This is a genomic window from Geodermatophilus sp. SYSU D00758 (genome assembly GCF_054049955.1).
Map to the genome: position 1 here is coordinate 55,118 of NZ_JBJGYK010000005.1, position 15,308 is coordinate 70,425.

Annotated in this window: 12 protein-coding genes and 1 tRNA gene; 3 read left to right on the forward strand and 10 right to left on the reverse strand. The window is 76.0% G+C overall.

Going from position 1 to position 15,308, the window contains the following annotated elements; all coding sequences use genetic code 11:
• Positions 1 to 41: 41 nt before the first annotated feature.
• Genes ACI8AC_RS05365 through ACI8AC_RS05390 form a run of 6 tightly spaced genes read right to left on the reverse strand, consistent with a single transcriptional unit; the run spans position 42 to position 7,453 of the window.
• Entirely contained in the window at positions 42 to 1,829 is a 1,788-nt protein-coding gene (locus ACI8AC_RS05365; protein ID WP_456895914.1) for a protein kinase domain-containing protein, read from the reverse strand.
• The gene (locus tag ACI8AC_RS05370) at positions 1,829 to 3,268 is read right to left on the reverse strand and encodes a peptidoglycan D,D-transpeptidase FtsI family protein (protein WP_456895916.1); all 1,440 of its coding nucleotides are present in this window, start codon (positions 3,266 to 3,268) and stop codon (positions 1,829 to 1,831) included. The genes ACI8AC_RS05365 and ACI8AC_RS05370 overlap by 1 nt, the downstream gene beginning before the upstream one ends.
• Positions 3,265 to 4,680 (reverse strand): FtsW/RodA/SpoVE family cell cycle protein, encoded by a 1,416-nt coding sequence (locus ACI8AC_RS05375; RefSeq protein WP_456895917.1) that lies wholly within the window; start codon positions 4,678 to 4,680, stop codon positions 3,265 to 3,267. Before ACI8AC_RS05375 ends, ACI8AC_RS05370 begins: the two co-directional genes overlap by 4 nt.
• On the reverse strand, positions 4,677 to 6,098 hold the full coding sequence (locus tag ACI8AC_RS05380) for a PP2C family protein-serine/threonine phosphatase (RefSeq protein WP_456895919.1): 1,422 nt from the start codon (positions 6,096 to 6,098) through the stop codon (positions 4,677 to 4,679). The genes ACI8AC_RS05375 and ACI8AC_RS05380 overlap by 4 nt, the downstream gene beginning before the upstream one ends.
• Positions 6,099 to 6,156: 58 nt before the next feature.
• A complete protein-coding gene (locus ACI8AC_RS05385) occupies positions 6,157 to 6,621 on the reverse strand; it encodes an FHA domain-containing protein FhaB/FipA (RefSeq protein WP_117377914.1) in 465 nt (154 codons plus the stop codon).
• Between the two features lie 19 nt (positions 6,622 to 6,640).
• On the reverse strand, positions 6,641 to 7,453 hold the full coding sequence (locus tag ACI8AC_RS05390) for an FhaA domain-containing protein (protein ID WP_456895921.1): 813 nt from the start codon (positions 7,451 to 7,453) through the stop codon (positions 6,641 to 6,643).
• Between the two features lie 166 nt (positions 7,454 to 7,619).
• On the opposite strand from ACI8AC_RS05390, the gene ACI8AC_RS05395 reads away from it, so the two are divergent.
• Positions 7,620 to 7,705: transfer RNA gene (locus tag ACI8AC_RS05395), tRNA-Leu, on the forward strand.
• A 154-nt stretch (positions 7,706 to 7,859) separates the two neighbouring features.
• On the opposite strand, the gene ACI8AC_RS05400 is transcribed toward ACI8AC_RS05395, so the two are convergent.
• The 4 genes from ACI8AC_RS05400 to ACI8AC_RS05415 all read right to left on the reverse strand — a co-directional run bounded on the left by ACI8AC_RS05400 (position 7,860) and on the right by ACI8AC_RS05415 (position 13,396).
• A complete protein-coding gene (locus ACI8AC_RS05400; RefSeq protein WP_456895923.1) occupies positions 7,860 to 10,760 on the reverse strand; it encodes an EAL domain-containing protein in 2,901 nt (966 codons plus the stop codon).
• 384 nt (positions 10,761 to 11,144) lie between these two features.
• Positions 11,145 to 11,531 (reverse strand): nuclear transport factor 2 family protein, encoded by a 387-nt coding sequence (locus tag ACI8AC_RS05405; RefSeq protein WP_456895925.1) that lies wholly within the window; start codon positions 11,529 to 11,531, stop codon positions 11,145 to 11,147.
• Positions 11,532 to 11,583: 52 nt separating this feature from the next.
• Positions 11,584 to 12,060 (reverse strand): DUF1707 SHOCT-like domain-containing protein, encoded by a 477-nt coding sequence (locus ACI8AC_RS05410; RefSeq protein ID WP_456895927.1) that lies wholly within the window; start codon positions 12,058 to 12,060, stop codon positions 11,584 to 11,586.
• 169 nt (positions 12,061 to 12,229) lie between these two features.
• Positions 12,230 to 13,396 (reverse strand): acyl-CoA dehydrogenase family protein, encoded by a 1,167-nt coding sequence (locus ACI8AC_RS05415; RefSeq protein ID WP_456895928.1) that lies wholly within the window; start codon positions 13,394 to 13,396, stop codon positions 12,230 to 12,232.
• Between the two features lie 88 nt (positions 13,397 to 13,484).
• Here ACI8AC_RS05415 and ACI8AC_RS05420 point away from each other — a divergent pair, with 88 nt between their 5' ends.
• Both ACI8AC_RS05420 and ACI8AC_RS05425 read left to right on the forward strand, forming a co-directional pair.
• Positions 13,485 to 14,072 (forward strand): TetR/AcrR family transcriptional regulator, encoded by a 588-nt coding sequence (locus ACI8AC_RS05420; protein WP_456895930.1) that lies wholly within the window; start codon positions 13,485 to 13,487, stop codon positions 14,070 to 14,072.
• A gap of 312 nt (positions 14,073 to 14,384) precedes the next feature.
• Complete coding sequence (locus ACI8AC_RS05425) at positions 14,385 to 15,308, forward strand: aldose 1-epimerase family protein (RefSeq protein WP_456895932.1); 924 nt, start codon at positions 14,385 to 14,387, stop codon at positions 15,306 to 15,308.

The following is a 15,308-nucleotide window of genomic DNA, read 5'->3' on the forward strand; positions in this document are numbered from 1 at the left end:
CGCTGGGACGGCGCCGTCCCGGGCGGCGCGGGGCAGCCGGCTCACCCGGCCGGACCCTCCGCGTCCTGCGCCGCACGGCCCTCGCCCGTACCGGCCTCCCCACCGGGCGCGTCGCCCTCCGGGGCCGCCTCACCGGGCAGCGGGGACCCGGTCGGGGCGGGGCTGCCCCCCTCGGCGTCGTCGTCGTCGGTCGGGGCGGGTGCCGTCGTGGGAGTCGTCGGCGCGGCCGTGGTCGTGGTGGGCGCGGCCGTGGTGGTGGTCGGGGCGGCGGTCGTCGTCGGCGCGGCCGTCGTGGTCGGCGCGGGCTCCTCGGTCTCCTCCGGCTCGCCCTCGTCCTCGGTCTCCTCGGCCGGCGGGGCGTAGTCGTCGGGCGCGACGAACAGCGTCACCGTGCCGCCCTCCGGCACCGCCTGGTCGGCCGGGTCGGACCCCACGACCGATCCCGCGGCCAGCGCGATCCCCCAGCGGGAGACCTCGTCGGCGGTCGCGTCCCGCTGCTGCACCTGCAGGCCGCTGCCGCCGAGCAGCTCGGCGATCTCGTCGGCGTCCCGGCCGATGTAGGCCTGGGTGTCGACCAGCACGGTGCCGGCCGAGGTGGTGATGCTCGGCGCGGGCCCGCTGGTCCGGGTCGTGCCGGTGCTCTCGCCGTCGCCGCCGAGCAGGAACCACAGCCCGCCGGCGACCACGAGCAGCAGCACCAGGCCCGCGGCCGCCCAGGCCCAGCGCCCGGTGCCCCCGGCGGCCGCGCCGCGGTGCCGGCCGGCCTCCGGCGGGGGGGCGTCGTCCCCGCCGTCCTCCCGCCGCAGCGGCGGCACCGGGCGGGCCCCGGTGCGCTCACCGGCGCCGGCCGCGCCGCCGGCGGCTGCGGCGCCGAGGACGGCGGTGTGCCCGTCGCTGGTGTCGCGGACCACCTCGGTGCGGGCCGTGGGGGTGGCGCCCGCCACCGGTCGCGTGCCGCTGACCGGGCCGGGCGCGGGGGACGCGCCGGTCAGCCCGGTGCCGGCCGCGACCGAGCGGATGGCGGCGGCGAACGCCCCGCCGTCCGCGAAGCGGTCGGCGGGGTCCTTGGCCAGCGCCCGCTCCACCAGCAGCCGCACCGCGGGTGGGATCTCGGCCGGCAGCGGCGGCGGCGGGCGGTTGATGTGGGCCAGGGCCACGGCGACCTGCGAGGTGCCGTCGAAGGGCCGCCCCCCGGTCAGGCACTCGTAACCGACCACGCCGAGGGAGTAGACGTCGGAGGCCGCGGTGACCTCGAACCCCTGCGCCTGCTCGGGGGAGAGGTACTGGGCGGTGCCGACGACCATGCCGGTGCGGGTCAGCGGCGTGGCGTCCCGGGCGCGGGCGATCCCGAAGTCGGTCAGCTTCACCACGCCGTCGGGGCGGACGATGAGGTTGCCCGGCTTGATGTCGCGGTGGACGACGCCGGCCCGGTGCGCCGCCGACAGCCCGTCGGCCGCCTGGCCGAGCACGTGCAGCGTCCAGTCGACCGGCAGCGTCCCCTCCTCGTGGAGGATCGTCACCAGCGGCTGGCCCTCGACCAGCTCCATGACGAGGAACGCCAGCCGGGCACCGCGGTCGTCCTCGGTCTCGCCGTAGTCGTAGACGGAGGCGATGTTCGGGTGGGTCAGCGCGGCGGTGTGCCGGGCCTCGTTGCGGAACCGGGCGACGAAGCTGGGGTCGCCGGTGAACTCGCTGCGCAGCACCTTGGCCGCGACGACCCGGTCGAGCACCCGGTCGCGGGCGCGCCACACCTCGCCCATGCCGCCGGTGGCGATGGGCGCGGTGATCTCGTAGCGGCCGGCGAGCACCGTGCCGGTGGACAGCGCCATCAGCCGCCCTGCCCCTCGAGGTAGGTCGAGATGACCTGCCGGGCGATCGGCGCGGAGGTGTCGCCGCCGGTGCCACCGCCGTTGGCCACGAACACGGCCACGGCGATCTGCGGGTCGTCGGCCGGGGCGAAGCCGATGAACCAGTTGTGGTCGGGGCCGGCGTTCTCCGCCGTCCCGGTCTTGCCGGCGACCTGGACGCCGGGGACCTGGGCGCGCCGGCCGCTGCCGTCGGTCACGACGCTCACCATCATCTCGGTCAGCTGGTCGGCGACCTCCGGGGTCACCGGCTCGCCGAGCTCCTCGGGGTCGGTCTGGTCGATCACCGACAGGTCGGGGGCGCGCACCTGGTCGACCAGGTAGGGCTCCATGAGCGTGCCGTCGTTGGCCACGGCCGAGGCGATCATCGCGGCCTGCAGCGGGGTCATCCGGACGTCCTGCTGGCCGATGGAGCTGACCCCGAGCTGGGCGTCGCCCTCGATCTCGCCGACGGTGCTGGGCGCGACCGCGAGCGGGATCTCCCGGCCGTCGCCGTCCATGCCGAACGCCTCGGCCATCTCGCGGACGCGGTCCTCGCCGAGGTCGATGCCCAGCTGGGCGAAGGCGGTGTTGCAGGAGACGGTGAGCGCGTCGATGAGCGGCTGCTCGCCGCTGCTGCTGCAGGCCGAGCCGCTGAAGTTCTCCAGCTCGGTGGAGGTGCCGGGCAGGGTCAGCGTCTGCGGGGCCGGGACGACGCTCTCGGGGGTGTAGCCCTCCGCCAGCGCCGCGGCCGAGACGATCACCTTGAACACCGATCCGGGCGGGTAGTTGTCGCCGATCGCCCGGTTGAGCCGCGGGTCCCGCTCGGCCTCGTTGAGCTCGGCCCAGTAGTCGCGGATGGCCTGCGGGTCGTGGCTGGAGAGCAGGCCGGGGTCGTAGGTCGGGGTGCTGGCCAGGCCGAGGACCGCACCGGTCGACGGGTCGAGGGCGACGACGGCGCCGGTGACCCCCTCGAGCGCGGCCATCGCGGTCTGCTGCACCTCGGCGTCGAGGGTGAGGACGACGTCGCCGCCGGAGGGGTCCCGGCCGGTGAACAGGTCGGCCAGCCGGCGCACCAGCAGCCGCGGGTCGTTGCCGGAGAGGACCTCGTTGGCCGCGCGCTCGGTCTGGGAGTTGCCGTAGACCAGCGAGTAGTAGCCGGTGACGCCGGCGTAGACCGGGCCCTCCGGGTACTGGCGCAGGTAGGTGAGCCGGCCGTCGGTGGGGACCGAGAGCGCGACCTCGGTGCCCTCCACCACGATCGAGCCGCGCTCGCGGTCGTACTCCTCGGCCAGGACCCGGGTGTTGCGGGTGTCCTCGCGCAGCTCGTCGGAGCGGACGACCTGGATGACGTTGACGTTGACGATCAGCAGCGTGAAGAGGACCAGCACGCTGATCGCCACGCGGCGGAGGGGAGCGTTCACGGTTGCACGACCTCGGTGGGGGCGTCGCCCAGCGCCGGCTTGGGCGGGGCGGCGGCGGGCGCCGGGCGGCGGGCGGCGTCGCTGATCCGGACGAGGACGGCGACGAGGACGAAGTTGGCCACCAGCGACGAGCCGCCGTAGGCGAGGAACGGGGTGGTCAGGCCGGTCAGCGGCAGCAGGCCGGTGACCCCGCCGAGGACGACGAAGACCTGCCAGGCCACGGCGAAGGCCAGCCCGGCGGCGAGCAGCTTGCCGAAGGCGTCCCGGACGATCAGCGAGGTGCGCAGGCCGCGCTCGACCAGCACCAGGTAGACGATGATCACCGCGACCAGGCCGAACAGGCCGAGCTCCTCGCCCACCGCCGAGGCGATGAAGTCGCTCTTGGCGATCGGCACCTGGTCGGGGCGGCCCCCGCCGAGCCCGGCGCCGAACAACCCGCCGGTGCCCAGCCCGAACAGCGACTGGGCGACCTGGAACCCCGAGCCGTCGTAGTAGGCGAAGGGGTCCAGCCAGGCGTCCACCCGCTGCTGCACGTGGCCGAAGACCTGGTAGGCGATGAAGGCGCCGCCGGCGAACAGCGCCAGCCCGATGAGCAGCCAGCTGGCCCGCTCGGTGGCGATGTAGAGCATCACCACGAAGATGCCGAAGAGCAGCAGCGAGCTGCCGAGGTCCCGCTCGAAGACCAGCACGAGGATCGACAGCATCCAGGCGACCAGCACCGGGCCCAGGTCGCGGCCGCGGGGCAGCTCCAGGCCCATCACCCGGCGGCTGGCCAGGGCCAGCACGTCGCGCTTGTCCACCAGGTAGGCGGCGAAGAAGACGACCAGGCAGATCTTGGCGAACTCGCCCGGCTGGATGCTGAACCCGGCGACGCGGATCCAGATCTTGGCGCCGTTGACCTCCGACAGGGAGGCGGGCAGCACGGCGGGGATCGCCAGCAGGACCAGGCCGACCAGCGCGAGGGTGTAGGCGAACCGGGACAGCAGCCGGTGGTCGCGCAGCAGCACGAGCACGGCGACGAACAGCGCCACGCCGAGCGTGGCCCACACCAGCTGCACGGGCGCGTCCTCGCGCGTCGCGGTGGCGTCGACCTGCTGGTCGGCCAGGTCGAGCCGGTGGATGACGGCCAGGCCCAGGCCCACCAGCAGCGCCACGCAGGGCAGCAGCAGCGGGTCGGCGTACGGGGCGAACCGGCGGACCACCAGGTGGGCGACCAGCCACAGGGCGCTGATCCAGACGCCGAAGGTGGCCAGCTCGGTGGTCAGCGACCCGGTGAGCGTCAGGTCCACGATGGCCTGCGCGGTCAGCGTGATGAGGACGGCGAAGCCCAGCAGCGCCAGCTCGGTGCCGCGCCGCTTCGGCGTCGCGGCACCGGCCGCGGCGCGGGGGTCGGTGGTGGGTCCGGCGGTCACGGCGCCTCCCGGCAGTCCACTCCCGGCTCGGGCGTCGAGGGCGACCGCGTCGGATCGGTGGGCACGGGGTCGGTGGGCACGGGGTCGGTGGGCAGGGACGGGGTGGGCAGGCCGGCGGTGGCGTCGGCGCCCAGGTCGGTGCCGGGGAGCGGGAGACCCAGGGAGGGGCTCGCGGCGGCGCCCGCCTCGTCGTCGGCCTGCTCGTCCCCGGACGGGCAGACGGGCAGCCGGGAGGACCGGAGCATCGCGACGATGCGGTCGGCGTGGGCGCCGTCGGTGGCCTCGATGCCGCGGCGGACCTTGCTCGCGTCGGCCGGGGTCAGGTCGTCGACGTCGAGGTCGGTGACCGTGGCGACCCGGTTGAGGTCCAGGCCGAGCAGCGAGGTGTCCAGGCCGCGGTAGACGGTGACCCGCTCGCCGTCGGCGACGTCCTCGACCCCGACGAACCAGTTCGACAGCAGCCACAGCCAGGCGCCCGCGGCCGCGGCGGCCACCAGCAGCAGCCCGGCCAGGCCCCAGAGCAGCCGCCGCCGGCGCTGCGGGGGTGGCGCGCTCGCCGCGGGCGGTGCGGGGGCCGGCGGGGGCGGCGGGGGACCGGCGAGCGCCGCCCGGCCGGCGGCCGAGCTCGGGTCGACGGCGCGCTGGCCGGCGTTGTCCCCGGCCGCGCCGTCGACGACCGGGTCCACGGGCGCCGGGCCGGCGCCGTCCTCGACGACGTCGGCGACGATGACGGTGATGTTGTCCGGGCCCCCGCTGCGCAGCGCCAGCTCGACGAGCCGGTCGGCGGTGGCCTGCGGGTCGGGGTCGGTGAGCGCCTCGGCGAGGGTCTCCTCGCTGACCACGCCGGAGAGCCCGTCGGAGCACAGCAGGTAGCGGTCGCCGGCGCGGGCCTCGCGCATCGACAGGTCGGGGTCGACGTCCTGGCCGTTGAGGGCGCGCAGCAGCAGCGAGCGCTGCGGGTGGTGGTTGGCCTCCTCGGGCGTGATCCGCCCGTCGTCGATGAGGGTCTGCACGAACGTGTCGTCGTGGGTGATCTGGGTGAGCACGCCGTCGCGCAGCAGGTAGGCGCGGGAGTCCCCGACGTGGCAGAGGGCCAGCCGGCCCCCGGCGAAGAGGACGGCGGTCAGGGTGGTCCCCATGCCCTCGAGCTGGGGGGACTCGCGGATCACCTCGCGCAGGTGCTCGCTGCCGTCGAAGACCGCCTCGCGCAGCGCCTGGAGCATGTCGCCCGAGGGCGCGTCGTCGTCGAGGTGCTCGAGCGCGGCGATGACGACCTTGCTGGCGACGTCGCCGGCGGCGTGCCCGCCCATGCCGTCGGCGACGGCGAGCAGCCGCGGGCCGGCGTAGACGGAGTCCTGGTTGTTGCCGCGGACCAGGCCGCGGTCGGACCGGGCGGCGTAGCGCAGGGAGAGGCTCACCGGATCCCCTCCGCGGCGCCCGCTGCCGCGAGCCGGGTCGCGGTGCTCGGGCGGGAGGTCACGAGCGCAGCTCCAGGGCGGTCTGGCCGATGCGGATCGGTTGGCCGGGGCTCACCAGGAGCGGCCCCTGGACGCGCTGCTGGTCGAGGTACGTGCCGTTGGTCGAGCCGAGGTCCTCGACGTACCACTGGCCGCTGCGGTTGGTCAGCCGGGCGTGCCGGGAGCTGGCGAAGTCGTCGGTGAGCACGAGCGTGGAGTCGTCGGCGCGGCCGATGAGGATCGGTTGCTCCCCGAGGGTGATCTTGGTGCCGGTCAGCGGGCCGGCGGTCACGACCAGCGTCTTCGGCCCGCGGTTGCGGCGGCGGCCCGGTGCGGCGGCCGCGCGGGGCGGGACCGAGGAGACCCGGCCGGCCCGCCCGCCGAAGAGGTCGGCGCGGACCACCCGGAACGCGGCGAAGATGAACAACCACAACAGCAGCAGGAAGCCGAAGCGGAAGATCTGCAGGACGATCTCGGCGGTCACCGGCGTCCTCCGCCCCGCCTCACGCGCCGTCCTGGCGGTAGACGAGCACGGAGTGGCCGATCCGGATCACGTCGCCGTCGGAGAGCGCCTGGCGGGTGATGCGCCGCCCGTTGACGAGGGTCCCGTTGGTGGAGCCGAGGTCCTCGGCCACCGCCGTCCCCCCGTCGAGGACGACGTCGACGTGCTTGCGGCTGACCCCGGTGTCGGGGAGCCGGATGTCGGCGTCCGTGCCGCGGCCGATGACGTTGCGGCCGGTGGTCAGCTCGTGGCGGGTGCCCGGCCCGTCGACGACGAGCACGTGGGTCAGGCCCGGCTTCGCACCGGCCCGCCCCACGACCGAGGGCGACTGGCGGCCGGTGTCGGTGGCCACCCGGCCGCGCAGCGGTGGCAGCGGGGGCACCACGCCGCTGCCGGGGCCCTCCGGCACGGGGGCGGCGTCGGGGCGCGCGGGTGGCCGTGCCGGGTCGGCGACGTGCGAGCTGACCTCGAAGACGCCGGTGGGCAGCTCCTCGTCCCGCTCCAGGCGCACCTGGACGCGGTCGAAGACCTGCCAGCCCTCGTCCTCGATGTGCTCGGTCACCATGTCGGCGAGCTGGACGGCGAGCTGCTCGGACCACTCCGCGAGGTGGTCGTAGTCGGTGGGCCCGAGCCGCACGTCGTAGACGTTGGGGGCCAGCACCCGGCCCTCGCCGAGCACCGAGCGCTGCTCCTCGGCCTCGCGGGTCAGCGCCTTGGCGATCTCGGCCGGGTGGACCTTGCCCTTGAAGAGCCGGGCGAAGGCCAGTCCGACCATCCCCTCCAGCCGCCGCTCGAAGCGCTGCAGCACACCCACAGTCGCTCCCTCGCGCTCGCCGGACGTCCGTTCTGCCACCCGTGATCGTAGCCGGGGATGAGGCTCCGGACCGGCCGGTGGCCCCCGGACGCACCGTGCGCCCCAGGCGTCCCGGGGGGCCTGCGCGGGCGGGCGGCGGAGGGCTGCTAACCTCGTCCCTGCGTCCGGGCAAGTGGCGGAATGGCAGACGCGCACGGTTCAGGTCCGTGTGTCCGGAAGGACGTGGGGGTTCAACTCCCCCCTTGCCCACCAGACGAGACGGCCCCCGGGGATCCCCCGGGGGCCGTTCGCGTCGGCGGGGGTTCCGGGAACGGGCCTCGGTGCCGGTCGGCTGACGGCCGTGGAAGCCGGCAGGGGTGAGGACGTGACCGGTCACCCACAGTCCCGGCCGGCCCCGGGGCGGTCCTCACCGGAGTGCCGGCACGGGCGCCGCCTCCCCGGCCAGCAGCCGGTCCCTCAGCTCGGCGGGTGGCGTCGGCCGGCCGAACAGGTATCCCTGGGCCCGTTCGCACCCGATGTCGCGCAGCGCGTGCCACTGGCCGACCGTCTCGACGCCCTCGGCGACGATCCGCAGCCCGAGGCCGTGGCCGAGGCCGAGGATGCCGGCGACGAACGGCGACGGTGCACCGTCGGTGAGCCGCGCCGTGAACGCCCGGTCCACCTTCATCTCGGTGACCGGCAGCCGGTGCAGCTGGCCCAGGGAGGAGTACCCCGTGCCGAAGTCGTCGACCGAGATGCCCGTGCCCAGGGCCGCCAGCCGCTCGAGGTGCCCGTGCCGGGTGGCGACCTCGGTGAGCACCTGGCTCTCCGTCACCTCCAGGGTCAGCCGGCCCGCCGGCAGCCCCGTCCGCTCGAGCACCCGCTCGACGAGCGAGGTGAACCCCGGGTCGGTCAGCTGGACGGCGGACACGTTGACGGCCACCTCGAGTTCCAGCCCGTCCGCCCGCCAGGCCGCGACGGCCCGGCACGCCTCGTGGAGGACGTGCTCGCCGATCTCCCGGATCAGCCCGCTGGCCTCGGCGACGGGCACGAAGACGTCGGGCCGGACCGGCCCCAGGGTGGGGTGGTGCCACCGCGCCAGCGCCTCGACGGCGACGACCCGTCCGCTCCGCAGGTCGACCTGCGGTTGCAGGTGTACGGCGATCTCCCCGCGGTCGACGGCACCGTGCAGGTCGGTCTCCAGCCGCAGCCGCTCGCGCGCCTCCTCCTCCTGGCCGGACAGGGCCCCGGTCGCGCACCGGCGCATGTCCTCCCCGGCCCGTTCGACGAGGTCCTCCCTCATCCGGTGCGCTGCGCCGCCGGGTACGTCGTCCCGTACCTCGTCGGAGGACCCGGCCACGGCGATGCCGACGGCCAGGTCGACGAACACGTCCTGGTCACCGACGCGCACCGGGGTCGACAGGGAGCGGTGGACCCGGTCGGCCACCTCGCGGGCGCCGGTCCCCGTGGTGCCGGGGAGCAGGACGACGAACTCGTCACCGCTGTAGCGCGCCACGGTGTCGTCGTCGCGGACCACCGACCGCAGTCGGCGGGCGACCTCCCGCAACACCTCGTCCCCCGCTCCGTGCCCGAGGCTGTCGTTGACCCGCTTGAGCCGGACGACGTCGCAGAAGAGGAGCGCCACGTCCCCGGCAGGTGGTCCCGGCCGGCTCAGCGCGGCGTCGACCCGCGACTGGAGCAGCGTGCGGTTCGGCAGGCCGGTGAGGGAGTCGTGCGTGGCCCGGTGCCGGATCTCGTCGAGCAGCTGGGTGTTGTCCAGCGCCACCCCGGCCAGGCCGGCCAGGCCCCACATCCGCTCGGTGGTCCCCTCGCCGAGGGCGGTCGGCGGTGTGCTGTCGACCCAGTGGGCGAGGACGATCCCCACCAGCCGGTCGTCCACCTTGATCGGCACCCCGCCCATCGCGGTGACGCCGAAGTGGCCCAGCACCTCGTCGGCCCACGCCGAGCTCGACCGGTCGACCAGCATGGGCGCGCCGACGGCGATCAGCTCGCACAGCTCGGGGCTCTCCTCCGTGGTGGTCACGAATCCGGCCAGGTGCTCGGCCGGCCCCGACGGCCAGCCGCTCAGGCCGGCGATCCAGACCGCCTGCATCCCGGGATCCCACAGGGCGACCGCGGAGCGGTCGGCGCCGCAGAGTGCCGGGACGGCGTCGGCGACGGTCTGGGCGACCTCGCGCGCCTCCCGCCGCCCGGCGAGTGCCCGGGCGACGGTCAGCAGCAGGCGTGCGGTCTCCTCCTGCTCCCGTGCCTCGGCCAGCGATGCCGTCATCTCGATGGCGGCGGCGGCGTGCCGGGCATAGGTGGTGAGCAGCTCGACGTCGCCGGGGAAGGTCTCCTGCCCGGGCCACGCGACCACGGCCAGCACGCCGTAGTCCCGCGTCGCGGAAGTGACCGGCACGGACAGCACCGAGGTGCCGCCGACCTCCCGGCACCCGACCTCGAGCCGCCGGTCCCCGAGCGCGGCCAGCACCGAGGAGCCCAGACCACGGGAGCGCACGTGCCGCTTCCCGTGGGGCAGGCGCACGTCGAGCACGTAGCCGGGGGCGTGCACGGCCCGGTCCGCACGTGCGGCGACTCGGTCGAGGGTGTCCTCGAGGGAATCCCCGCTGAGCAGGTCGGTGGCGGTTTCCTGCAGGTCGTGCAGCCGCTCCTCCGCATCCGCGACGGGCGTGCGGACCGCACGGCGGGGCGTCGGGCGGTGCCGGCGGCGGCCACGCCACCGGGGGGACGCGTGCTGCTGCCAGCTGACCGTGTACTCGCACTGCGGGGCGCCGTCGACCTGGCAGGTCCAGTGCTCGACCACCGCCGGCGGGAGACCGAACAGCACCGGAGCCTTGCAGAGCATCCCGATGTTGTAGTCGCAGTCCACGCGACCGGGGCGGTGCGGTGGCAGGACCCGCCAGGTCAGCCGCGCCGTGCCGTCCGCCGCCGACTCGCAGCGGAACACCGCGGAGGTGTCCAGCCGGGTGGAGATCCGCGAGACCTGACGGAGCAGTCCCGCGGGTGTCCCGAAGGTCCTCAGTACACGCCGCAGCGCCGCCACCCCGGGGTCCGAGACGGCGGCCCTGCCCAGCGCGAGCCCGATCCGCGGGTCACCGAGTTCCTCAGCGGCTGCGTCGAACAGCCGCAGCTTCTCCGGGTACGACACCCGCCCCCGGACGCTCTCCAGCAGAGCCCGCTGGTCGGCCAGTCCGGCGCGGCCGAGCACCCGTTCGACGGTCCCCTCACCTCCCCGCGCGGCGACCACGCGCAGGAGCAGCCGCGTGGTGACCGTGGAGGTCCCCGCCAGTGCATCCGCCTCGCCCACGGCGCCTCCCGTCCTGTCCGGCCCGGCGCGGACCTCCAGCCCCGGGACCCGCCCTGCCGGCAGGTATCGGCCGGTCGCGTCTCGCCTTGAGAGCCGGGTGCGCCCCTCTCCCCCGCGAGGGTGCCGTGGCCGCTCGCGCGGATCGTCCGTCGAGTGCTGCGCCGGTGGCCGGGTCGAGGAAGGCGGCACGGACGGGAGGCCGGGCACGGGCGTGCCGAGGCCGGTCACCGGCCGCCGCGACCGCGCCGCTCGCGCAGCGGCGGGGCCGCCGGGTCGGAGCCGGTGACGCCGGCCTCGAGGCCGAGCAGTCCCGGCGCCCGGTCGAGCAGCCGGTCCGCGCCGTCGCCGTGGGCGCGGACCCGGGCCGCGGGTGCGCCGTCCGGGTCAGGCCGTGCCCGCGCGCTCCTGCACGAAGGCGGCGGAGTCGTAGTAGGTGCGGACGCCGGACAGCCGGTCCTCGTCGCCCTCGATCACCGTCACGCCCCGATACGTGAACGGCTTGCCCGAGCGCAGCGTCCCGGTCGAGGTCCACTCGAGGGCGGCGCTGCCCTCCCCGACGACGCTGTGCGTGAACGTCGTCTCGATGTCGCCGAACACGTCCCGGTAGTCCTGCCAGAACTGCCGGGCGCCGTCCTGGCCCCGGGCCTCGTGGTGCTCGTCGAGCTTGACCAGCCGGGTGTCGTCGCGGGCCAGGTCGACCAGCGGCTGGGGGTCGCGCTCGGCGTCGAGGTGGTGCAGGGCGTCGGTGAAGCGCTCGGTGAGGGTGTGCATGCCGTGGGTCTACCCGCCGGAGGGGCGGGGCACCCGCGGGGCGGCGGCGCGGTCAGGGCAGCTGCCGTCGCTGCTCGTCGTCCGCGCCGCGGCGGGTGAGGGTCTGGGCCAGCAGGACGGCGCCCCACGGCCCGATCACCCAGATCGGCCAGGGGTAGAGCAGCTCCGCGGTGGCCAGGCAGGTGGTCAGCCAGACCCCGAGCACGACGACCGCGACGAAGGCCCAGTTGCGCCAGGCCGCCGCGCGGCTCGGGCCGCCGCTCCAGCCGCCGTGCAGGTGGGCGGTGTGCGACCCGGACCCGGACGCGGTGGTCGCCGCCGGGGCCGCTGCGACCGGCGCCGGGGCGGGGGTCGCCGGGAGGTCGGCGGTCAGCTCGGCCAGCTCCCCGTAGGTGCGCGCGGTGTAGGCGGCGGCGAGCCGCTCGTCGTACTCGGCGACCGAGAGCCGGCCGGCGGACAGGTGCTCGCCCAGCTGGGCGGCGACGGCGGCCCGGTCGGCGTCGGCGGCGCGCAGGTGCGGCTCGGGCATCGCGGGGACCCTCCTCGGGATCGGCTGCCCCCAGTCTCGTCGGCCGCACCGGGCCGGGACCACTGACGGACGTCACGACTGTCCCGTGGTCCCGGTCAGGCGCCCTCGGTGCGGGTCACGCCACGGCGGGTCGCCGGGAGGGGGCCGACCGGCCGGCTCCTCCGAGGGCTCAGCCCGCGGCCGGGGCGGCCTCTTTCGCCAGGTGCCGGCCGATGACCATCCGCTGGATCTGGTTGGTGCCCTCGAAGATCTGCATGACCTTCGCCTCGCGCATGAAGCGCTCGGCCGGGTGGTCGCGGGTGTAGCCGGCCCCGCCGAGGACCTGGACGGCGTCCGTGGTGACCTTCATGGCCGCGTCGGTGGCGACGAGCTTGGCGATGCTGGCCTGGCGGGAGTAGGGCTTGCCGGCGTCCCTGCGGCGGGCGGCGACGAGGTAGGTCGCGCGGGCGGACTCGACCGCGGCGGCCATGTCGGCCAGCAGGAAGGCCACCCCCTGGTGGTCGACGATGCGCTTGCCGAACGCCTCGCGCTCCAGCGCGTACGCGATGGCGACGTCCAGGGCGGACTGGGCCAGGCCCACCGCCACGGCGCTGACGCCGAGCCGGCCGGAGTCGAGCGCGGCCAGCGCGATGCCCAGCCCGCGGCCGCGCTCGCCGACCAGCCGGTCGGCCGGCACCGGGACGTCGTCGAGCCGGACGGCGGCCGTGGTGGAGGCGGTCAGCCCCATCTTCTCCTCGGGCTTCGCGGGGCTGAACCCCGGCAGGTCGGGGGTCAGGTGGAAGCAGGAGATCGCGCGCGGGCCGTCGTCCGGCGTGCGGAGGAAGGTGGAGTAGAAGTCGGCGTGGCCGCCGTGGGTGACCCAGGCCTTCTCGCCGGTGGCCACCCAGCCCCCGTCGCCGGCGTCCTTCGCGCTGGCGCGCATCGCCGCCGCGTCGGACCCGGCGTGCGCCTCGGAGAGGCAGTAGGCGCCGAGCAGGTCGCCGCCGACCATGGCCGGCAGCAGCTCGCGGCGCTGGGCCTCGGTGCCGGCGGTGTCGACGGGGAAGCAGGCCAGGGTGTGCACGCTGACCCCGAGCGCGACGCTCGCCCAGCGCGCCGCCAGCTCCTCGACCACCTGCAGGTAGACCGCGTAGGGCTGGCCGCCGCCGCCGACGTCCTCGCCGAAGGGCAGGCCCAGCAGCCCGGCCTCGCCGAGCAGCCGGAAGACCTCCCGCGGGAAGCGCTCCTCGCGCTCGTGCTGCGCGGCCCTCGGCGCCAGTTCGGCGTCGGCGATCTCGCGGGTGAGCGACAGGAGGTCGGCGGCCTCCTGGGTGGGCAGTTCGCGGTCGACCGGCACGGCGTCCCCTCCCTCGCGGACAGTACTGGTGACGGTACCGCAGTACTGTGTGGCGTCCTGGGTCGCGCTGTCCCGCCGGAGGTGCCCGATGACGACGACCGCTGCGGCCGACGGCCGGCTCACCCGCCGGCAGGCCGAGCTGCTCGACCAGCTCGAGGCGCTGTTCCTGGCCGAGGGCTTCGCCCGGTTCACGCTCGACGACCTCGCCGTCCGGCTGCGCTGCTCGAAGAGCACGCTCTACGCGCTGGCCGACAGCAAGGAGCAGCTGGCCGTCCGCGTGGTGCGGCACTTCTTCCGCAAGGCGACCGAGGAGGTGGAGGCGGGGACGGCGACCGAGGAGGACCCGGCGCTGCGGGTGACGGCCTACCTCAGCGCGGTGGCGCGGGCCCTGGCCCCGGCCGGGCCGCGCTTCCGCAGCGACCTCGACGCCTTCCCGCCCGGCCGGGCGGTCTACGAGCGCAACACGGCGCTGGCCGCCGACCGGGTGCGCGAGCTGATCGCCGAGGGGGTGGCCCGGGGCCGGTTCCGGGAAGTGCACCCGGCGCTGGTCGCCGACACGGTGACCACGCTGATGCTCCGGATCGGCCGCGGCGACACCGCGCGGGCCACCGGTCTGGACGACGCGGCGGCCTACCGCGAGCTGGCCGCCCTCCTGCTGCACGGGATCAGCCTGTGACCCGGGACCGGCCCGTGCCCCGGGACCAGCCCGCCTCCCGCCCCGTGGGACGACCCCGACGTGCACCGGCTGGCGGCGGCGCAGCAGGCCGAGCTGCGGGCCCGGTACGACGCCGCCGGCGAGCCCGGGACGCCGCCGGGGAGGCGGTGACGCCGGGTGACGGGACCACGGGGCGGTGGTGTACGGCCGCGGCGCAGGATCCGCGACGGTCGCGCCACGACCGCACACCACCGACCGGTGAGCGGGCCGGGGGGCGGGCCGGCTCCGGGAGCGCGGACCGCGGACGTCGGCGGCGTGTGGTGGGGTGAGGCCATGAGCGACCCGACCGCGCCCTGGCCCGCCACCGAGCCCACCGAGGTGGCGGTGAGCGCCGGCGGCACCCGGCTGGTGGTCGACCTGCGCGGCGGGGCCCTGCGCGCGCTGACCGCCGGCGACCGGGAGGTCCTCGACGGGTACCCGGCCGGCGGCCTGCCCTCCGGTCGGCGCGGCGGGGTGCTGCTGCCCTGGCCCAACCGGGTGCGCGACGGCCGGTGGACCTGGCGCGGCGAGGAGCACCTGCTGGAGGTGTCCTCGGCGGAGAAGCCGGTCGCCATCCACGGCCTGGTCTCCTGGCAGCCGTGGTCGGTGCTGGCCCAGGCCGACGGGGCGGTCACCGTCGGCACCGTCGTCGAGCCGCGCCCGGGCTACCCGTTCCGGCTGGCCGCGGCCCTCGACCACCGCCTCGGGGCCGGGCGGCTCACCGTCACCGCCCGGGTCCGCAACGCCGGCGACGCCGCGGCGCCGTTCGGCCTGGGCCTGCACCCCTACCTCGGGGTCGGGGCGACCGAGGACGGCGGCATCGCCGACGCCGAGCTCTCCCTGCCCGCCCGCACCGAGCTGGTGGTCGACGCCGGCGGCCTGCCCACCGGCGAGCGGCGGCCCTTCGACGGCGCGGTGGGCCTGATCGGCGAGCGCTCCTTCGACACGCCCCTCACCGACCTCGAGCGGGACGACGACGGCTGGGCGCGGGTGCGGCTGCGCGGGCCGGCCGGCTGGACCGAGCTGGCCGTGGACCGGGCGTGGGGCTGGCTGCAGGTCTACACCGGTGACACGCTGTCGCCGGGCGAGCGGCGGCGCAGCGTGGCCGTCGAGCCCATGACCTGCCCGCCGAACGCGCTGGCCGACGGCGCCGACCTCGTCGTCCTCGAGCCGGGCGCCGACTGGTCGGGCACGTGGAGCCTGGCCTGGGGGGACTGA